Below are 19,928 nucleotides of genomic sequence, written 5' to 3' on the forward strand. Positions count from 1 at the left end.
CCTCTTCTAGACTGTCGGCATGAGAGTCCTGGTCACCGGCGGGGCCGGGTACATCGGCAGCCATGTCGTGCGTCAGCTCCGCGAGCGCGGCGACGAGGTGGTCGTCGTCGACGACCTGCGGACCGGCGACGAGCGCCGCATCCCCGGTGTCCCGATCGTGCGCTCGGAGCTCTCCGAGCCCGCCTCCATCGGCGTCGTCTCCGATGCGCTCGCCGGAGTGGATGCGGTCATCCACTTCGCGGGGCGCAAGCGCGTGAACGAGTCCGTGCAGCGTCCGGCCTGGTACTACCAGCAGAACGTCGGCGGCATGGCGAACCTCCTGCTCGCGATGGAGGCGGCGGGAGTGGAGGCGATGGTGTTCTCGTCGTCCGCGGCGGTCTACGGCCTCTCCGAAGGCGAGAGCATCCCCGAGTCGGCGCCGGCGCTGCCCATCAACCCGTACGGCCACACCAAGCTCGTCGGCGAGCAGATGCTGGCGGCGGTCGCGGCGTCGCGGCCGTTCCACTCGGCGAGCCTGCGCTACTTCAACGTCGCGGGAGCCGGATCGCCGGAGCTCGGCGACACGGCCGTGCTGAATCTCGTGCCGATGGTCTTCGAGAAGCTCGACGCCGGCGAGTCGCCGGTGATCTTCGGGGCGGACTATCCCACCCCCGACGGCACGTGCGTGCGCGACTACATCCACGTCGCCGACCTCGCCTCCGCCCACCTGGCCGCGCTCGGCGCCGTCGTGGAGGGACGCATCCGCGGCAACCGCGCCTACAACATCGGCACCGGCGTCGGCAGCTCGGTCCGCGAGATGGTCGAGGCGATCGAGCAGGCCTCTGGCGTCCGGATCGAGCCGAGGATCGCCGCCCGGCGCGAGGGCGACCCCGCCGTCGTCGTCGCCGACCCGTCGCTGGCGAGGGACGAGCTCGGCTGGGTGGCGGAGCACGGCCTGCGCGAGATCGTCACCTCGGCGTGGCGGTCGCACGAGCTGCTGGTCGCCGGCGGACATGCCTGAGCGCGTCTCGGTCGCGCTCTGCACGCACAACGGACAGGAGCACCTGGCCGAGCAGCTGCGGAGCGTCCGGGAGCAGACCAGGCCCGTCGACGAGATCGTCCTGTCTGACGACGCGTCCACCGACCGGACCAGGGCGCTTCTCGAGGAGTTCCGTGCGAACGCCCCGGCGGGCACGCGGGTCATCATCCTGCACAACGAGGAGCCGCTCGGCGTCACCGGCAACTTCGAGAAGGCCGTCCGGGCGACCACCGGCGACATCGTGCTGCTGTGCGACCAGGACGACGTCTGGGCACCGGGCAAGGTCGAGGCGCTGGTCGGCGTGCTCGCGGAGCACGGAGCCCTGCTCGTGCACACCGACGCGCGGATCGTCGACGGCGCAGGGGAGCCGACCGGCGACACCCTGTTCGGGACGCTCGGCGTGGGGGAGAGGGAGCTCGGTGCCGAGGAGCGCGGCGACGGCGAGAAGGTGCTGCTGCGCCGCAACATCGTCACCGGAGCGACGGTTGCCCTGCGCAGGAGCCTCGCCGAGGCGGCGATGCCGTTCCCGGAGTCGTGGGTGCACGACGAGTGGCTCGCCATGCAGGCCGCGCTGCTCGGCGGCCTGCGGGTGAGCAGGCGGACGCTGACGGACTACCGCATCCACGGCCGCAACCAGATCGGGGCGAGCCGGCTGACCGCGGAGTCCGCACTGGGCAGGCTGCGCGCGCCGCGCACGGCCAGGAACGCCCGGCTCCTGGCCAGGGCGCAGGACCTGTTCGACCGCTTCGAGCGGGAGCATCCGGGCGACACCGCCCGTCGGGCAGAGCTCGCGGCCAAGCTCCGGCACGAACGCGTGCGCTCCGGCTATCCCGCCGCGCGCCTGCTGCGCGTGCCGCCCGTGCTGCGCGAGCTCGCGAGCGGGCGCTATGCACGCTACGGCGGCGGCATGCGCGACGTGCTCCGCGACCTCGTGCAGCCGGTCTGAGGCGGCCGACGGGCGCGGTCAGCGACCGACGATGTGCCGGGTGAGCGAGCGCACGTCCGCCGTGTTGCGCCTGCGCAGCGCGCCCGGCAGCTTGGAGGCGGCGTTCAGCCGTGACGACAGGTGCATGCGGGCGACCCGCCCGGCGTGGTGCCAGCCGGCGTCGTCCATCATCGTCCGCGCGCTCGCGAAGAACGCGCGCTCCTCGGCGAAGCGCGATCCGTCCTCCGCGGACCACGACGACACGCTCCCCGCGTGCCGGCGGTAGCGGAACAGCCGGTCCGGGAGCACGACGAGCGAGCCGCCGCCGCGGATGATCTCCAGCTGGAGGGCGAGGTCGAGGACCACCTCGAAGCCGTCGGCGAACCCGTACGGACGCACGACCTCCGTGTTCCAGCAGATCGACGGGAAGTACGTCCAGTTGCCGCGCAGCAGGCTGCTCGCCAGCTTCTCCCCGGAGAGGATGATCGTTCCGGAGCTGCGCGGGCGCGAGAGCCGCTTGACCGTGTCCGGCAGCGGGCTCGCCTTCTCGCCGGCGCCGTTCACCACGGTGACACCGGGCTGGAAGTACGACGCGGTCGGGTGCTCGGCGATGGCGCTGCTCATCCGGCCGACGTACCCGGGCTCCAGCAGGTCGTCGCACCCCATGAGCACGAAGTGGTCGCTGGTCACCAGCGCGAGGCACTTCGCGAAGTTCCCGGAGACGCCGAGGTTGGCGTCGTTGCGGAGGTACTCGATGCGGTCGTCGTCGATGCTGCGCAGCCACTCGCCGGGCGCGGGATCGGGGTACACGTCGTCGACGACCACCAGGCGCCAATCCGGATCGGTCTGCGCCAGGACGCTCTCCACGGCCCTGCGGAAAAGCACAGGATCCCCGTAGAAGGGCATCATGATGTCGATCGTCACTAACGTCCAGACTTTCGTCGTAGGGTTGGGCTGCTGCGAGTCGTGGCTGCGTCCTCGTTTCAACCGTCTAGGGAGACACCCCCATAACCGCGTTCGAACCCCTCAACGAACCTCTTCCCGAATCCGAAGATACCGTACGGGCGTCTGACCGCAGGTCGGTCCCTCTGATTCTCTCAGCGACGGTCGTCTCGGGTGTCGCGGGCTATGTCGTGACGTGGCGGGTGTTCGTGGAGGCGGGCGCGGCGGGGTACGGACTCTTCTCGGTGTTCTGGTCCGCGCTGTTCCTCGTTGTTGGCATCCTGTTCGGTCTGCAGCAGGAGGCGACGCGGGTCGTCGCGCACGAGCACCGGGCGGCGGAGGAGCCGAAGGGACGCACCTCGCTGTGGCTCTTCGCCGCGGGTGTGTCGCTCGTGGTCGGGGTGGCGATCATGGTCCTGGCGCCCCTCTGGGCGGCGCCGAGCCTGGGCTCGGGCAACGCCGGGCTGTCCTGGATCGTCGCCGTCGGCGCCGCGCTGAACGGGCTGGTCGCCGCCGCCTCCGGCGTCATGGCCGGCGCGGGGATGTGGCGGCACCTGGCCGCGATCGTCGCCCTCGACGGCGTGCTGCGCGTCACGCTCGTGCTGATCGCGCTGGCGTTCACGCACGACGTCACGGTCCTCGCCGTCGCGGTGATCCTGCCCTTCCCGCTCGCGCTGCTCATCGTGGCGGCGGCGGGGCGGAGCCGTCTGGCGCGGAACGGCCGCGTCAGCGTGGGGTACGGCAGACTCACGGCGAACACGGCACGGACGATGGTGGCCGCCAGCGCGACGGCCGTCCTCATCAACGGCTTCCCCCTCGTCCTCTCGTTCTTCGCCGGACCGGAGAACCACGACCAGCTGGGGTCCCTCGTCCTCGCGGTCACGCTGACCCGTGCCCCGGTGCTCGTGCCGCTGATGGCGCTCTCCAGCTACCTGGTGAGCCGCTTCTCGCACCTTCCGGAGCAGGCGGGCCGCACCATGACCGTGCTGCTGCTCGGCCTCGCCGGAGTGGTGGCGGTGCTGTGCCTCGGCACCTGGCTCTGGGGCGAGCCGGTGCTGCACTGGATCTTCGGGGACGAGTTCGCGATCGGCGGCGGTGTGCTCACCGCGCTCGTCGCGTCGTCCGGCCTGATCGGCGCCCTGTGCATCTCCGGGTCCGCGGTGCTCGCCCGTGACCAGCACGGCCTCTACGCCGGCGGCTGGGTGGTCGCGTCGCTCGTCTCGCTCGCGGTCCTCTTCATCCCGCTGCCGCTGCCGGAGCGCACGGCCCTCGCGCTCGCGAGCGGGCCCGCGGTCGGTCTCGTCGTCCACCTCGTCGGCAGGGCGCGCGTCACGCCTCGGCGCGTCGCGGCAGCCGGAGCCGCCAGCTCATCCCCTGAGACGCCTTGACCGTGCAGATCACCAGCAGCATCCAGCCCGACTCGATGAGGATCGAGGACTCGAACACGCTCGTGACGAGCAGCGCTACGAGCACCAACGGCGCCCAGGCGTAGACGACGCTGCGCCGGTTCGAGGCCAGCAGCCAGGAGCGGCTGAACGCCAGGGCGATCAGGGCCACGAACAGGAGCAGCCCGATGATCCCGACCTGCAGGTACACGTCGAGGTAGGCGTTGAGTCCGTCCGAGTGATACACGCCCGTCGTGGCCTGGATCGCCGTGAACGGGTACAGATCCGTCGGCCAGGCGCCCACCCAGCCCCAGCCGACCGACTGCTGCACGGGGATCAGCTCCCAGATCTGGATCCAGAGCCGGTAGCGCACCTGGAAGTCGGCGCGGGCGTTCAGCAGGTCGATCACGCGGGTGCGGTAGATGTAGGCGGCGACCAGCGCGGCGACCGTCAGGACGGCGAGGCCCCACTGCACGTACGTGCGCCGGCTCGCCGGCACCTTGCGCACCAGGAACAGCGCCAGCGTCGCGAGCCCCACGACGACCGAGACCGCGGCGATCACCGGCGAGTGCGCGAGCAGCACGCAGAGCGCCGCGAGGGCGATCGACGCGATGGCGAGCGGCGGCCGGATGGACCGTGTCCTCAGCTCGATCAGGAACGTCACGAACGCGATCAGCGCGACGATGCTCAATGCGTTGCGGCTGCCGAAGATGCCCTGGATCGGGCCGCCGAGGGCGATGTTGCCCTGGATGCCGAGGAAGCGGATCGGCATGTCGAGCAGGAGCCCGCTCAGCACCTCCAGCGCCAGGGAGAGGGTGAGCAGGAAGCGCAGTGCGTCCCCGACCACCCGGACGATCTGGATGGCGTCGCGCACCAGCGCGATGTACACCGCGAGGAACGCGAACAGCAGCTGGTAGATGACGCCGGCGAGCGTCGCCCACTGGTACTGGCTCCAGATCAGGGACAGCGCACACCAGCCGACGAACAGCAGCGCGGAGATCGGCAGCAGACCGTGCCACTCGATCATCCGGCGCTGGGCGATGAACGAGAAGGCCGCGAGGACCGCGAGCATGGTGAGAGCGCCGATCAGGCCCGGCCAGCCGATGACCGCGCGGATCGCGTGGGTGGAGAAGCCGACGCCCACCGTCGCCAGGGCGAGTGCCGAGTTGAACCGGGCGGACCCGAGGAACTCGGTGACCGCGGGCGGCACCAGGGTTCTGCGGGCTTCTGCCATGCACAGAATCCTACGGCGCGGATCGCTTGGTCTTGACGGAGAGCACGACGAGCAGCGTCCATCCCGCCTCGATGAGGATGCGACTCTCGGCGAAGCTCTGGGCGATGAGGGCGGCGATCACGAGCAGCGGAAGGAGCGTCAGCGCCGTGTAGGGGATGTCGTCGACCACTGCCGCTCGCGGCCGGTCGACCGCGGTGAACCACGACCGCCAGAGGGTGGACAGCACCAGCAGGATGAAGACGACCAGGCCGAGGATGCCGAGCTGCAGCCACACGTCGAGCCAGGCGTTGTGCGCCTGCAGGTAGACGACGCCGCCGCGCTCGGCGAGGTTCTTGAACGGTGCGGTCCAGGGCGCCCAGTAGCTCACCCAGCCCCAGCCGAACGCGGGCCGCTGCTGCGCGAGGCCGATCACCTTGTCCCAGATGTCCAGGCGTCCGGTGAGGTCCTCGCTCTTGCCAAGCAGGGCGGGGATGCGGGAGGCGAACACCGAGCCGAGCACGACGACTACCACGAGCAGCGCCCCGGCGGTGAGGTAGACCGGCGTGCGGCGCTCGGGCCCTGCTCGACGCGTCCAGAGGGCGAAGCCGAGCACGACGGCGGTGACGAGCCCGGCGACGATCACCGTCGACGAGCGGGTGAGGGCGAGGGTGAGAACGGCGACGACCAGCCACGCGATAGCCGAGCCGCGCCGGACGGTGCGGTCGGCGAGCTGGATTCCGAAGACGATGAGGGCGAGCAGCGCGATCATCGCCAGCAGGTTGCTGTTGCCGACGATGCCCTGGATCTGTCCGCCGTGGAAAAGCAGGCCGCGGCTCCAGTAGAAGGCCTGCGGGAGGTGGCCGGGGGGAACCGGCTGCGCGGGCGTGAGCGGCAGGACCGGATGGCGGACGAAGACCGCGACGATGAACTCGAACAGCAGTGAGAGCCCGAGGATCCAGCGGAACGCGTTGCCGAGCGCCGTGAGCAGGCCCGCCCAGCCGAGGCACAGGGCGAGGAAGACCGCCCCGGCCGTCGTCGCCAGGGTCGCGAGGACGCCGAGCGCGCTCGCCCCCGGGTACGCCGACCACGCGATCGAGACGATCGCGAGCAGAAGGAAGAGGAGCAGCGTTTTCGGCGCCTTCCGCCACGAGAACGCGGGACGCATTCGGACGAGGAGGACGATGCTCCCCGCCGCCAGCAGGCCGGCGAGGATGAAGTACCCCGGCCAGCTGATCAGGTTGCGCCAGAAGTCGCCGGCGAACAGGGTGAACAGCAGGAGGGACGCGAACACCGACACTCCGGTGCCGGACGACCGGCGCGCGGCGTCGACGGTGGCGCTCAGCACGGACGGTCTACTCACTCTGCGAAGAATAGCTCACCGGTTCGGCATGGCGAGGAAGAGGGTCCCGGCCCCTCCGCCGACGGTGAGGCGGCTCTCGTCCGCGACGACGACGGCGTCCCCGCGGTCGAGGTGCACCGCTCCCGCTGCGCCGGTCAGCTCGACCGCCCCGGCCGTGCAGAGCGCGATCGCCGTCCCGGTCAGGCTCACCTCGGCGCTCGCCACGTCGCCGCCGACCTCGATGTGGTCGAGCGCGAAGTCGGGGACGTCCGGCCGGAACTCCTCCACGCCGGGGGCCGGCCGCTCGGGCGGCAGAGGCGTCGCGGCGATGGGGGAGAAGTCGAGCACGCTCACGAGCTCCGGCACGTCGATCCGCTTCGGGGTGAGGCCGCCGCGCAGCACGTTGTCGGACGCGGCCATCAGCTCGATCCCGAGGCCGCGCAGGTACGCGTGGATGTTCCCCGCCGGCAGGTAGAGCACCTGCCCCGGCGAGAGGGCGACCCGGTTGAGCAGCAGCGCGAGCACGATGCCGGGGTCGCCGGGAAACGCAGCGGACAGCATCCGCACGGTGTCCGCCGTCTGACCTTCGCGGTCGGCTGCGGCCTGGACGACGGCGGTCACCAGCTCGCCGACCTCGGGGGATCCGCCGAGCAGCCACTCGGTCGCCCGGCGCAGCACCGCGCCCGGCTCCCCGTCGAGGGTGGCCGCGAACGTCCTGATCGCGGGAGCGTCGCCGAGCTCCTCCAGCGCGACCCGGCTGAGGGCGGGGTCGCGGAAGCCGCAGAGCGCGTCGAAGGGGTCGGACAGTGCGAAGATCAGCTCCGGCTTGTGGAACGGGTCCTTGTAGTTGCGCTCGGGCGAGTCCGCAGCCAGGCCCGCCGCGTTCTCGCGGTCGAAGCCTGCTCGGGCCTGCTCGGGGGACGGGTGGGCCTGCAGCGAGAGTGGGCCGTCGGCCGCGAGCACCTTGAGCAGGTACGGCAGCCTGCCCGCGGTGACCGGCCAGGACGCAAGGTCCGTCGCGCCGTCCGCCTGGGCGGGGTCGAGGATGCGCGAGGGCGACCCGGGATGCGCTCCGAGCCACAGCTCCGCCTCCGGTCCGCCGCTCGGTCGCGTGCCGAGGAGACCGGCGATCGCCGTGGTCGACCCCCAGGCGTAGTCCCGCGGGGTGTTGCCGATGCGCACAAACATCCGTCGTCGTCCCTTCCGATTCGTTAGACCAAAGTACCAACGGCTTTGCCCGGTCCGGCGCGGCTTCGTAGGCTGTCGCTGCCCGAAAGCCGACCGGACGCAATGGAGCACACATGTCCTTCGAATCCCTCGCCAGTGACTTCTACGGCTTCGAGGACCTCCTCACCGAGCGTGAGAAGGACTTCCTCGTCACCCTTCGCGGCGCGCTGGAGACCGAGATCAAGCCCATCGTCAACGAGTACTGGGAGAAGGCGGAGTTCCCGCACCACATCGTCGAGGTGCTGCACCGCAACGGAGCCATCGGGCTCGGTTTCCCCGAGACGGCGCCGTTCGAGAACTCGGCGGTGTTCCGCGGCTGGGTGGCGTTGGAGCTCGCCCGCGTCGACGCGTCGGTGAGCACGTACGTGGGCGTCCAGAACGGTCTGGCGCTCGGCGCGATCGGCGTGTGCGGATCGCAGGAGCAGCGCGACGAGTGGCTGCCGAAGCTGACCAGCGGCGAGGTGATCGGCGCGTTCGGCCTGACAGAGCCGACGTCCGGATCCGACTCCGCACAGGGCCTGCAGACCGTCGCGACGCGCGACGGCGACGACTGGATCCTGAACGGGTCCAAGCGCTGGATCGGCAACGCCACCTTCAGCGACATCACGATCATCTGGGCCAAGAGCGCCGAGGACGGCCAGGTGAAGGGCTTCATCGTCCCGACCGGCACCCCCGGGTACACGGCGACGAAGATCGAGGGCAAGCAGTCCCTCCGGATGGTGCAGAACGCCGACATCGTGCTCGAGGACGTGCGGGTGCCGGAGTCGCTGCGGCTGCAGAACGCGAACAGCTTCCGCGACACCGCGGCCGTGCTCCGGCTCACCCGCGCCGAGGTCGCGTGGGCGGCGGTCGGCGTCGCGATCGGGGCGTACGAGGCCGCGCTGAAGTACTCGAAGGAGCGCGTGCAGTTCGGCAAGCCGATCGCGAAGCACCAGCTCGTGCAGGACCACCTCGTGAAGTCCATCGGCGACATCACCGCGTCCATCGCGCTCTGCACCCGCGTCTCGCAGATGCTCGACGACGGCATCCAGCGCGACGAGCACTCGGCGCTGGCCAAGGCGTTCGCCACCGTCAGGATGCGCGAGACGGTGGCGCGCTGTCGCGAGGTCCTGGGCGGCAACGGCATCGTCCTCGAGTACGACGTCGCCCGCTTCTTCGCCGACGCCGAGGCGCTGTACTCCTACGAGGGCACGCGCGAGATGAACACGCTCATCGTCGGCCGGGCGATCACCGGCGAGGCCGCCTTCGTCTGAGCGCCGTCGTCCTGGCCGCACTGCTCCGACCGATAGGGTGGCCCCTGTCGGCTGAGCAGAGCAGGAGGACGTTCCGTGGCGTGGTTGGTGACCGGAGGCGCAGGCTACATCGGCTCGCACGTTGTGCGGGCGTTCCGCGAGGAGGGCATCGGCGTCGTCGTGGTCGACGACCTCTCCAGCGGGCATGAGGAGTTCGTCCCCTCCGATGTGCCGTTCTACCGCGGCACCATCCTCGACGGTGCGCTGCTGGAGCGGATCTTCGCCGAGAACGAGATCAGCGGCGTCGTCCACGTGGCCGGCTTCAAGTACGCGGGCGTCTCCGTGCAGCGACCGCTGCACACCTACGAGCAGAACGTCACCGCCACCGCGGTGCTGCTCGGCGCGATGCAGGAGGCGGGCGTCGACGCGGTCGTCTTCTCCTCCTCCGCCGCGGTGTACGGGACGCCCGATGTCGACATCGTCACCGAGGCGACGCCGAAGAACCCGGAGTCGCCGTACGGCGAGTCCAAGCTGATCGGGGAGTGGCTGCTCCGCGACCAGGGCGTCGCCGCCGGGCTCCGGCACACGTCCCTGCGCTACTTCAACGTCGTCGGCTCCGGCGACCCCGCGTTGCGGGACACCAGCCCGCACAACCTCTTCCCGCTCGTCTTCGACGCGCTCGTCGCCGGCCGCACCCCGCGCATCAACGGCGACGACTACCCGACGCCGGACGGCACCTGCGTGCGCGACTACATCCATGTCGCCGACCTCGCGGTGTCGCACGTCGCCGCGGCCAAGCGGCTGGACGCCGGCGAGCCGATCGAGCCCGTCTACAACCTCGGCAGCGGCGACGGCGTCAGCGTCGGCGAGATCATGTCGACCGTCGCGACGGTGACCGGAATCGCCTTCACCCCAGAAGTGGGGCCTCGACGGGCGGGCGATCCGGCGAGGATCGTGGCCTCGGGAGAGCTCGCCGCGCGCGATCTCGACTGGAAGATGCGTCACTCCCTCGACGAGATGGTGCGCAGCGCCTGGGAAGCACGCCAGGCGGCGTCCTGAGCGTCACTCGATGGGGGTAGAAAGCCCGCGCGTGTCGCGATCGTTGTCGAAGCCCGGCGCGTCGTGAACTCTCGACCAGGGCTTAAGGCTTTACGATTCGCGACTTGACTGTCGCGAATGACAACGGTGTAATTATTGCGAAGCGCAACACATGCGCGAGCAATGCATGGGTGGGGAGACCGATATGACAGTTCCTGAATATCGCTCTGGGGTACCCGACGACTGGTTCATCGATCCGGTGCGACTCGGGGTTCCGGGTGTCAGGACCAACGCGGAGGATGTCGAGGACGACAACCCGCTGTCCTGGCAGACCGACGCCCTGTGCGCGCAGACGGATCCGGAGGCGTTCTTCCCCGAGAAGGGCGGCTCCACGCGCGACGCCAAGCGGATCTGCGGTTCCTGCGAGGTGAGGTCCCAGTGCCTCGAATACGCGCTCGCCAACGACGAGCGGTTCGGGATCTGGGGCGGCCTCTCCGAGCGCGAGCGCCGCAAGCTCCGCAAGCGCGCCGGCTGACGCGAGCCGAATCCGCGCCGCGCCCGAACCGATACCGGGATCGGCGCGACCCCAACTTAGGCTGACTCCCGATGTATCCGAGAGTCACCGCCATCATCGTCGCCCACAGCGGCGGCCCCCGCCTGGAGCGCACTCTCGACGCGATCGCGGCGCAGACCCGCACCCCGGATGCCGTGATCGCCGTCGACTGTGCGAGCTCCGACGACGCTGCGCGCCTGCTCTCCGAGGCTCAGCCGACCCAGCTGCTCAGCATCCCCGAGAAACTGCCGTTCGGAGCGGCGATCGGCGCCGCCGTCCGCGTGCTCCCGCCCGCCTCGTCCGCCGATGAGCTGCTCTGGCTGCTCGCCCACGACACCGCTCCGGAGCCGGGGGCGCTCGAGGCACTGCTGGCGGCCCTCGAGGTCTCGCCGTCCGTCGCCGTCGTGGGCCCGAAGCTGGTGGACGCGGAGGACCCGGCGTTCATCCGCGAGTTCGGCGAGGCGATGACCCCGTTCGGCGCGTCTGTGCCGCTGGTCGAGAACGAGCTCGACCAGGCGCAGCACGACGGCCTGAGCGACGTCCTCGCCGTGTCCTCCGCGGGGATGCTCGTGCGCCAGTCGCTCTGGGAGAAGCTGGACGGCTTCGATCCCGCTCTCCCCACCGTGGACGACGGACTCGACTTCTGCACCAGGGCGCGCCTGGCGGGCTTCCGCGTCACCCTCGTCGCTCAGGCGCGCGTCGCCGTGCACGGCGACGGTCTCGCAGGCCCGAACCTGTCCCGCCGCTGGTCGGTGCGCCGACGCCTCGCAGGCGAGCGCCGTCGCGCCCAGCTGCACAGGAGGATGGCGTACGCGCCGGGCTGGGCCGTGCCGCTGCACTGGCTCACGCTGGTGCCGCTCGCGATCCTCCGGTCGCTGCTGCGGCTGCTGCGCAAGGAGCCGGGGTCGATCGGAGGCGAGCTGGCGGCGGCGTTCCGCGTCGCGTTCTCCGGACTCGCCGTCTCCAACGCCCGGCGCAGACTCGCCGCGGCCAGGTCGGTGGGCTGGGCGGCGATCGCGCCGTTGCGCATCCCCTTCGCCGAGGTGCGGCGCTCGCGGGCGCTCAAGCGCGAGGCCGCGCTGGTCGGCCAGCAGGGCGAGCGGCAGGAGCTGGACTTCTTCGGCACCGGCGGCGGCTGGACCGTGCTCGCCGCACTCGTCGTCGGCGTCGCGATCTTCTACCCGTTGGTCGGCTCCGGCACCGTCGCCGGCGGCGGTCTGCTGCCGCTGAACGCGTCCGTCGGCGAGCTCTGGTCGAACCTCGGCTACGGGTGGCGCGACCTCAGCCTCGGTTTCGTCGGCGCGGCGGACCCATTCTCCGCGGTGCTCGCCGTTCTCGGCACGTTGACCTTCTGGCAGCCGTCGCTCGCGCTGCTCGGCCTCTACCTGCTCGCACTGCCGCTGGCCGCGCTCGGCGCGTGGCTCGCCGCGGCGCGGTTGACGGCGAAGGGGACGCTGCGGGCCTTCGGCGCCCTCGCCTACGCGTTCGCGCCGACGCTGCTGATCGCGATGCAGGGAGGACGGCCGTCGGCCGTCCTCGCGCACATCCTGCTGCCGTGGCTGTTCTTCGCGGGACTGGCCGCCCGGCGTTCCTGGGCCGCCAGTGCGACGACCGCTCTGCTCGCCGCGGCGACGGCCGCGTGCGCGCCCGTGCTGATCCCCGCCCTCGTTGTCGCGTGGATCGCCGCGATCGTGTTCGCAGGCAAGCGCGCTGCCCGGATCGTCTTCATCCCGCTGCCCGCGCTCGTGCTGTTCGCGCCGCTGGTCATCGAGCAGGCGCGCCGCGGAGCGTGGCTGTCCGTCTTCGCCGACCCCGGCGTCGCCCTGGACGCCAGGCACGCCCCCGCATGGCAGCTCGCCCTCGGCCTGCCCGACGGGACGCTGGGCGGCTGGCACGTCCTCGCCTCCGACCTGTTCCTGCCGCAGGCCGCGCCGAACATCATCGTCCCGATCCTGCTCGCGCCGCTCGGGGTGCTGGCGATCCTGGCCCTCTTCCTGCGCGGCACCGTGCGGGCGATCGTCGCCCTCGTGGTCGCGCTCGCCGGGTTCCTCACCGCCGTCGCCGCGCTCCAGCTCGAGATCGCCGTCTCCGGCTCGGTCGTGGTGCCGATCTGGCCGGGAAGCGCCGTCAGCCTGTACTGGCTCGGCCTAACCGGTGCCGCCGTGCTGGCCCTCTCCGCGCTCGGCCGCGGCGCCATCGCGCCGGCGTGGGTGGCCATCGTCACGCTCGCGATCGTCGCTCTGCCGTCGGCGATCGTGGCATACACGCCGCACGCCGTCGTGACCGCGAGCGACGGCCGGACGATGCCCGCCGTCGTCACGGCGAAGGCGTCGACGCAGCCACGCACGGGGACGCTCCGGATCACGCCCCAGCCGGACGGCGGCATCCGCGCGGACATCGTCCGCGGCAACGGCCAGACGCTGGACGAGCAGACGACGCTGAGCTCGACCGAGCGCGCGCTGACACAGGACCAGAAGCAGCTCGCCCTGCTCGCAGGAAATCTCTCCTCGCGCAGCGGCTACGACGCCAAGGATCAGCTGAGCGAGCTCGGCGTCGACTTCGTCCTGCTCACCCCCTCCGCGACCGCGATCGGCAGCACGGACACCACGGCCGCGGATGCGACCGGCACCCGCGCGGCGGTGGCGCTGGATGCGAACCCGCTGCTCACCTCGGTCGGCGACACCGCGACCGGCCGGCTGTGGGCGTTCGACCGCGGGACGACGAGCGTTCCGGCCGCCGCGCAGATCCCCGCGGGAGCCGGCGGGTTCTGGCGCGTGCTCGTGCTGCTCGTGCAGGGCGTCGTGATCGGCGTCACGCTGCTCCTCGCGATCCCCACCAGCAGGTCGGCGGACCGCGTCTCCGAGCTGACCGGGCGTCGTCCGAAGCGCGGCCGCGACGAGCGCGCGGTGGAGCCGGACGACCAGCCGGACCCGCCGTCGGCCGAGTCCGAGACGACGATCGCGGAGGAGAGCCTCGACGAGTGGGAGGCGGAGCCCGACATCGAGGCGGCCGTCGAATCCGCCGAGGAGGAGGACGCGTCGGAGGTGGAGCGGGAGCCGGAGCCGGAGCCCGAGCCGTCGCCCGAGCCGGAGCCGGAGTCCGAACCGCAGCCGGAGTCCGAACCGCAGCCGTCGCCGGAGCCGGAACGGGAGGCCGACGTCACGGTCGAACGCGTTCCCGTCCAGGACCCGGAGCCCGACGTCGAGCCGGAGCCGGACGCCGACCGGGAACGGCAGCCCGCGAGCGTCTCCGCCGGCGCTCCCACCACGCTCGAGGAGGGCCTCGAGGAGACCATCATCCGACCCCGACGGACCGAAGGAGGCGACCGTGGCTGACAAGCGTGCGCTCGCGAAGATCGGTGTCCGCGCCCTCGGCGGCGTGATCGGGATCGGCGTGGCCGTGGTCGCCGTCGCCGGCGCCAGCCTGCTGCCGCTGCCGTCGGTCGCCGTGGATGTGCCGGCGTCGACCGTGCATCCCGTGCCCGCCGACCAGCAGCGGGTCTGTCCCGGCCCCGTCCTGGCGCTCGCCGCCGACGCGGGCCAGGCGTCGCGCCCCGCCGCGCTCGGATCTCCGACGGTCGCGTACGGCACCGACGGGCCGGAGGTGCGCACACGCGGCCTGCAGCCGGACGCCGACACCGGCTCCTCCGACCAGGCGCCGACCGCGCTGACCGTCTCCACGCCGCAGGGCGCGGAGGAGCCGCCGCTGTTCGCCGGCGCCCAGGTGCAGGATGCGGTCTCGGAGGACCTCGCCGGCCTCGCGGCCGCGGCGTGCTCCGAGCCTTCGGCCGACAGCTGGCTCTCCGCCGGATCCACCTCGCTCGGCCAGACGAGCCTCGTGCTGCTCTCCAACCCGACCTCCGTCGACGCGACGGTCTCGCTCACCGTCTACACGGAGTCGGGGCTGGCCGACGCGCCGGGAGGCACCGGCATCACCGTGCCCGCAGGCGCGCAGAAGGTCGTCCCACTCGCGGGCCTCGCCCCCGCGGCCGTCGCCCCCGTCGTGCACGTGCAGACCACCGGCGGCCAGGTCGTCGCGACCATCCAGCAGAGCTTCGAGCAGGGCATCCAGCCGCGCGGGGTGGAGCAGGCGGGTGCGACCGGGTCGCCGTCCCGCGTCCAGCGGATCGCCGGCGTGACGATCGCGACCCTCGCGGCCGTCACCGCCGGCCAGTCGGCGGAGAGCGTCGGAGTCGACTTCCCCGCCGTCCGCATCCTCGTCCCCGGCGCCGAGGACGCGCAGGTGACCATCGGCGCGGTCGGCGAGAACGGCACCGCGGCGGGCAACTCGTACGCGCAGACCGTGAAAGCGGGCAACGTCGCCGAGATCCCGCTCGGCAACCTGAAGGACGGCAGCTACACCGTCACCGTCAACTCGTCGGTGCCCGTCGTCGCGTCGGTGCGCACCTCCGTGATCGGCAGCAAGGCGCGGGACTTCGCCTGGTTCGCCTCCTCGCCCACGGTGAGCGACAAGCAGCTGGTGGCCGTCCCGACCGGCCCGTCGCCGGTGCTGCACTTCGCGAACGCGGGGGAGAAGGATGTGCCCGTCACGGTCACGCCGGAGTCGGGCGCGCCGTTCACCGTGACAGTTCCCGCCGAGGGCGGGGCCAAGCACGCCGTCAAGCCCGGCACCTACACGGTCGAGGGCGCGAAGGGGCTCATCGCGAGCGTCAGCTTCGCGGGCGACGGGCTCTCCAGCAGCTTCGCCCTCGAACCGCCGGGACCGCTGGCCGCTCCGATCGACGTCTACCCGCGCTGACGCATCGCCGCCGTCCGATCCCGGCGTCGCTCAGAAGTGCCGGAAGCGGTCGGGGGCGAGGTCCCACGGGTCCTTGCCGAGCAGCTCGGCGACGGCGCGGAAGACGCATCCCTCGATGTACATCCTGCGGTGCAGCTCGTCGTCGCGGTGCAGCTTGGTGAGGCGCTGGATCGGCACCCGGTAGAGGACGATCCGCCGCCGCGCGTGGTCGACGTACCAGCGGTCGACGCCGTCGGTGCCCGAGTTGCCGACGGGGGTCGCCGCGACCTCGAAGTGGACGCCGGCCAGCTCCTCCGGCCAGACGCCCTTCAGGTAGTCGGCGGTGGATGCGACGGTCATGTCGAAGAAATCGATCCGGTTCTGCAGCATCGGCAGGTGCGGTCCCGTCACCGGCCCGCGTGCGCCGCGGCCGTGGCGGCTCCGCCAGCGGCTGGTGGCCGGGGGAGTGCTGCCGGTGCGGCGGTTCCTTGGCATGTCGCAATCCTACGTCGCCGGGACGCTCCGGTAATCTGAGCACGATGTTGAGCCGTCCGTGTTCCCGTGTCGCGTGTCCGCGCGACGCCGTGGCGACGCTCACCTACGTCTACGCGGACTCGATGGCCGTCCTCGGCCCGCTGAGCCTGTCCCACGAACCGCACGCCTACGACCTGTGCGCGATCCACGCCGAGCGGCTCTCCGCGCCGCAGGGCTGGCAGATCGTCCGGCACGAGGTCTTCGGCGAACTCAGGTAAGGATCGCCGCCATGAGCAGTTCCGATTCGATCGACGACATCCGAGCCGCCCTCGACCGCGTCGTGAAGACCTACGACGTGCGCGGGCTCGTCGGCAGCGGGCTGACCGAGGAGGTCGTCGCGGCCGTCGGAGCCGCGTTCGTCGACGAGATCGGCGCAGCGGGGCAGGACGTCGTCGTCGGCCACGACATGCGCGACTCCTCTCCCGGGTTCGCGGCCGCATTCGCGCGCGGCGTGCAGGCGCGCGGTGGCGACGTCGTGTCGATCGGGCTCTGCTCCACCGACGAGTCGTACTACGCGTCCGGCGCCCTGAACGCCGCGGGAGCGATGTTCACGGCGAGCCACAACCCGGCGACATACAACGGCATCAAGCTGTCCAGGGCGGGCGCCCAGGGGCTGAGCCTCGACACGGGCCTGGCGGCCATCCGCGACCGGGCTGCGGTGTACATCGCCGACGGCATCCCCTCGGTGGAGAACCCTGGCGGCTACCGCGAACAGGATGTGCTGCCGGACTACGCGGCCTACCTGCGCGGCCTGGTCGACCTCAGCGGCATCCGTCCGATCACGGTCGTCGTCGACGCGGGCAACGGGATGGGCGGGCTGACCGTTCCCGCCGTGCTCGGGCAGGCGGCGGGTCTGCCGGCGCTGCCGATCGAGATCGTGCCCATGTACTTCGAGCTGGACGGGACGTTCCCGAACCACGAGGCCAACCCGCTGGAGCCCGCGAACCTCGTCGACCTGCAGGCCGCCGTCGTCGAGCACGGCGCCGACCTCGGGCTCGCCTTCGACGGCGACGCCGACCGCTGCTTCGTCGTCGACGAGACCGGAGCCGCCGTCTCGCCCTCGGCCGTCGCCGCCATCGTCGCGCTGCGCGAGATCGACCGGGCGCGCGCGGAGGACCCCGACTCCGAGATCGTCGTCATCCACAACCTCATCACCTCGAACATCGTCCCCGAGACGATCGAGGCAGCGGGCGCCACGCCGTACCGCACGCGCGTCGGCCACTCGCTGATCAAGGCGGCGATGCGGGAGACCGGCGCCGTCTTCGGCGGCGAGCACTCCGCGCACTACTACTTCCGCGACTTCTGGAGCGCCGACAACGGGATGCTGGCCGCGATGCACCTGCTCGCCGAGTTCGGCGCACAGGACGGCCCGCTCTCCGCGCTCGCCGCCGCGTACAGCCCGTATGTGCAGTCCGGCGAGATCAACTCGACGATCGAGGACGTTCCCGCCGCGTACGCGCGCGTCGTCGAGGCCTTCACCGGTCGCGCCGAGTTCGACGAGCTGGACGGCCTGACGGTGACCGGCCTGACCGCCGAGAGCGAGCCGTTCTGGTGGTTCTCGGTGCGTCCCTCGAACACCGAGCCGCTGCTGCGCCTCAACGTGGAGGCGGCGGACGCCGCGACCATGCGGGCGATCCGCGACGAGGTGCTCGCGCTCATCCGCGCCTGAGGAAACACGTCGGACCGCGCATGCGACAATGGGCGCATGCCATCCTCCGTCACTGAAACGTCCCTGCCGTTCAAGGTCGCCGATCTCTCGCTGGCCGCAGCGGGTCGCCACCAGATCCGGCTCGCCGAGAACGAGATGCCGGGCCTGATGTCACTGCGTGAGGAGTTCGGCGAGTCGAAGCCGCTCGCCGGCGCGCGGATCGCCGGCTCGCTGCACATGACCGTGCAGACGGCGGTCCTGATCGAGACGCTGGTCGCCCTCGGCGCGCAGGTGCGCTGGGCCAGCTGCAACATCTTCTCCACCCAGGACGAGGCCGCCGCCGCCATCGCGGTCGGCCCGGACGGCACCCCGGAGTCGCCGGCGGGCGTCCCGGTCTTCGCCTGGAAGGGCGAGACGCTGGAGGAGTACTGGTGGTGCACCCAGCAGATCTTCGACTGGTCGGCCGAGGCCGCCGAGGCCGGGGCCGACTGGATCGGCCCGAACCTGATCCTCGACGACGGCGGCGACGCCACCCTGCTCGTCCACAAGGGCCGCGAGTTCGAGCTCGCCGGCGTCGTGCCGGAGGACGCGGAGGGCGACAGCCACGAGTACCGCGTCATCCTCGCAGCGCTCCGCCGCTCGCTCGCCGCATCCCCCGACCGCTGGACCCGGATCGCCGACGGCATCCTCGGCGTCACGGAGGAGACCACCACGGGCGTGCACCGGCTCTACGAGCTGGCGAAGCACGGCGAGCTGCTGTTCCCGGCCATCAACGTCAACGACTCGGTGACCAAGAGCAAGTTCGACAACAAGTACGGCATCCGGCACTCGCTCCCGGACGGCCTGAACCGCGCCACCGACGTCCTGATCGGCGGCAAGGTCGCGTTCGTCGCGGGCTACGGCGACGTGGGCAAGGGTGCGGCGGAAGCGCTGCGCGGCCAGGGCGCACGCGTCATCGTCAGCGAGATCGACCCGATCAACGCGCTGCAGGCGGCGATGGACGGCTATCAGGTGGCGCGGTTGGAGTCGGTCGCCGATCAGGTCGACATCCTCATCACCGGAACGGGCAACGTCAACGTCGTCACCTTGGACCACATCCTGAGCCTCAAGCACCTCGCGGTGGTCGCCAACGTTGGCCACTTCGACAACGAGATCGACATGGCCTCGCTGGAGGCGCTCCCCGGCGCCGAGAAGATCGAGATCAAGCCGCAGGTCCACGAGTGGCGCCTGCCGAACGGTCGCAGCGTGCTCGTGCTCTCCGAGGGCCGGCTGATGAACCTCGGCAACGCCACCGGGCACCCGAGCTTCGTGATGAGCAACTCGTTCGCCAACCAGGTGCTCGCCCAGCTGGAGCTGTACGTCTCGACCGAGAACTACCCGATCGGCGTGTACGTGCTGCCGAAGCACCTCGACGAGAAGGTGGCGCGCCTGCATCTTGCGTCCCTCGGCGTCGAGCTGACGACCTTGACCGACGAGCAGGCCGCCTACATCGGCGTGCCGGTGGACGGCCCGTACAAGGTCGACCACTACCGGTACTGATGGTGCTCGAATTCGCCGACCGGGAGCTGCCCGGCGGTCTCGTCCTCCGCGTCCGGCGCGAGGACGACGCCGCCGCGCTCGCGGCCGCGTACGCCCGCAACCGCGGCCACCTGGCGCCGTGGGATCCGACCCGCCCGGAGGAGTTCTTCACAGAGGAAGGCCAGCTGGCGCGCACCCGCGAGCTGCTCGCGCTGCGCGGCCTGGACGTCGCGCTCCCGCTCGTCATCGCCGACGGGAACGAGATCGCCGGCGGGATGGACCTCAGCAACCTGGTGCGCGGAGCGTTCCAGAGCGCGATGGTCGGCTACTGGCTGGACCGCGACCACACCGGGCGGGGACTCGCCTCCGTCGCGCTCTCGGCGCTCGTGGACGCGGCGCGCGACGACTACGGGCTGCACCGGCTGCAGGCGGCCACCCTGCTCGCCAATCACGCCTCCCAGTCCGTGCTCACCCGCGCGGGCTTCGAGCGCATCGGCGTCGCGCCCGCGTACCTCAAGATCGCCGGGCGCTGGCAGGACCACGTCCTGTTCCAGCGCATCCTGCACGACTGAGGCTCTCCTGCTCGTCCCGGTCGCTCGCCATCGCTTCCTGAGTTCTT

17 protein-coding genes are annotated in these 19,928 nt (G+C 71.4%); 12 read left to right on the plus strand and 5 right to left on the minus strand.

Going from position 1 to position 19,928, the window contains the following annotated elements; genetic code table 11:
- Window positions 1–19: 19 nt before the first annotated feature.
- Window positions 20–1,000, plus strand: a complete 981-nt coding sequence (gene galE, locus AAME72_RS12265) for a UDP-glucose 4-epimerase GalE (protein ID WP_348786835.1) — start codon at window positions 20–22, stop codon at window positions 998–1,000.
- The gene (locus tag AAME72_RS12270; RefSeq protein ID WP_348786836.1) at window positions 993–1,964 is read left to right on the plus strand and encodes a glycosyltransferase family 2 protein; all 972 of its coding nucleotides are present in this window, start codon (window positions 993–995) and stop codon (window positions 1,962–1,964) included. The genes galE (AAME72_RS12265) and AAME72_RS12270 overlap by 8 nt, the downstream gene beginning before the upstream one ends.
- A gap of 18 nt (window positions 1,965–1,982) precedes the next feature.
- On the opposite strand, the gene AAME72_RS12275 is transcribed toward AAME72_RS12270, so the two are convergent.
- Window positions 1,983–2,867 (minus strand): glycosyltransferase, encoded by an 885-nt coding sequence (locus AAME72_RS12275; RefSeq protein ID WP_348786837.1) that lies wholly within the window; start codon window positions 2,865–2,867, stop codon window positions 1,983–1,985.
- Between the two features lie 209 nt (window positions 2,868–3,076).
- Between AAME72_RS12275 and AAME72_RS12280 the strand changes: the two genes are divergently transcribed.
- Window positions 3,077–4,273, plus strand: a complete 1,197-nt coding sequence (locus AAME72_RS12280) for a hypothetical protein (protein WP_348786838.1) — start codon at window positions 3,077–3,079, stop codon at window positions 4,271–4,273.
- Here AAME72_RS12280 and AAME72_RS12285 read toward each other — a convergent pair.
- From AAME72_RS12285 to manA, 3 genes are read right to left on the minus strand one after another with little or no spacing between them, the layout of a single operon-like run.
- Window positions 4,215–5,504: an exopolysaccharide production protein gene (locus AAME72_RS12285; protein ID WP_348786839.1), complete on the minus strand. Its 1,290-nt coding sequence runs from the start codon at window positions 5,502–5,504 to the stop codon at window positions 4,215–4,217. The genes AAME72_RS12280 and AAME72_RS12285 overlap by 59 nt on opposite strands.
- Before the next feature lie 10 nt (window positions 5,505–5,514).
- Window positions 5,515–6,843 (minus strand): O-antigen ligase family protein, encoded by a 1,329-nt coding sequence (locus AAME72_RS12290; protein ID WP_348786840.1) that lies wholly within the window; start codon window positions 6,841–6,843, stop codon window positions 5,515–5,517.
- 15 nt (window positions 6,844–6,858) lie between these two features.
- On the minus strand, window positions 6,859–8,010 hold the full coding sequence (gene manA / locus AAME72_RS12295) for a mannose-6-phosphate isomerase, class I (protein WP_348786841.1): 1,152 nt from the start codon (window positions 8,008–8,010) through the stop codon (window positions 6,859–6,861).
- 113 nt (window positions 8,011–8,123) lie between these two features.
- Between manA and AAME72_RS12300 the strand changes: the two genes are divergently transcribed.
- The 5 genes from AAME72_RS12300 to AAME72_RS12320 all read left to right on the plus strand — a co-directional run bounded on the left by AAME72_RS12300 (window position 8,124) and on the right by AAME72_RS12320 (window position 15,630).
- Window positions 8,124–9,302, plus strand: coding sequence for an acyl-CoA dehydrogenase family protein (locus tag AAME72_RS12300; protein WP_348786842.1), 1,179 nt, complete (start codon window positions 8,124–8,126; stop codon window positions 9,300–9,302).
- Window positions 9,303–9,377: 75 nt separating this feature from the next.
- Window positions 9,378–10,340, plus strand: coding sequence for a UDP-glucose 4-epimerase GalE (galE, locus tag AAME72_RS12305; RefSeq protein ID WP_348786843.1), 963 nt, complete (start codon window positions 9,378–9,380; stop codon window positions 10,338–10,340).
- A gap of 184 nt (window positions 10,341–10,524) precedes the next feature.
- On the plus strand, window positions 10,525–10,854 hold the full coding sequence (locus tag AAME72_RS12310; protein ID WP_348786844.1) for a WhiB family transcriptional regulator: 330 nt from the start codon (window positions 10,525–10,527) through the stop codon (window positions 10,852–10,854).
- Between the two features lie 71 nt (window positions 10,855–10,925).
- Window positions 10,926–14,207 (plus strand): glycosyltransferase, encoded by a 3,282-nt coding sequence (locus AAME72_RS12315; protein WP_348786845.1) that lies wholly within the window; start codon window positions 10,926–10,928, stop codon window positions 14,205–14,207.
- On the plus strand, window positions 14,200–15,630 hold the full coding sequence (locus tag AAME72_RS12320; protein ID WP_348786846.1) for a DUF5719 family protein: 1,431 nt from the start codon (window positions 14,200–14,202) through the stop codon (window positions 15,628–15,630). Before AAME72_RS12315 ends, AAME72_RS12320 begins: the two co-directional genes overlap by 8 nt.
- A gap of 30 nt (window positions 15,631–15,660) precedes the next feature.
- Here AAME72_RS12320 and AAME72_RS12325 read toward each other — a convergent pair whose 3' ends face one another.
- Window positions 15,661–16,104, minus strand: a complete 444-nt coding sequence (locus AAME72_RS12325; RefSeq protein WP_348786847.1) for a metallopeptidase family protein — start codon at window positions 16,102–16,104, stop codon at window positions 15,661–15,663.
- A gap of 44 nt (window positions 16,105–16,148) precedes the next feature.
- Between AAME72_RS12325 and AAME72_RS12330 the strand changes: the two genes are divergently transcribed.
- From AAME72_RS12330 to AAME72_RS12345, 4 genes are read left to right on the plus strand one after another with little or no spacing between them, the layout of a single operon-like run.
- Window positions 16,149–16,361: a DUF3499 family protein gene (locus AAME72_RS12330; protein WP_348786848.1), complete on the plus strand. Its 213-nt coding sequence runs from the start codon at window positions 16,149–16,151 to the stop codon at window positions 16,359–16,361.
- Between the two features lie 11 nt (window positions 16,362–16,372).
- Window positions 16,373–17,812 (plus strand): phosphomannomutase/phosphoglucomutase, encoded by a 1,440-nt coding sequence (locus AAME72_RS12335; RefSeq protein ID WP_348786849.1) that lies wholly within the window; start codon window positions 16,373–16,375, stop codon window positions 17,810–17,812.
- Window positions 17,813–17,848: 36 nt separating this feature from the next.
- Window positions 17,849–19,330, plus strand: a complete 1,482-nt coding sequence (gene ahcY, locus AAME72_RS12340; RefSeq protein WP_348786850.1) for an adenosylhomocysteinase — start codon at window positions 17,849–17,851, stop codon at window positions 19,328–19,330.
- On the plus strand, window positions 19,330–19,881 hold the full coding sequence (locus AAME72_RS12345) for a GNAT family N-acetyltransferase (RefSeq protein ID WP_348786851.1): 552 nt from the start codon (window positions 19,330–19,332) through the stop codon (window positions 19,879–19,881). Before ahcY ends, AAME72_RS12345 begins: the two co-directional genes overlap by 1 nt.
- Window positions 19,882–19,928: the final 47 nt, after the last annotated feature.

The organism is Leifsonia sp. NPDC080035, assembly GCF_040050925.1.
Taxonomy (GTDB): Bacteria; Actinomycetota; Actinomycetes; order Actinomycetales; family Microbacteriaceae; genus Leifsonia.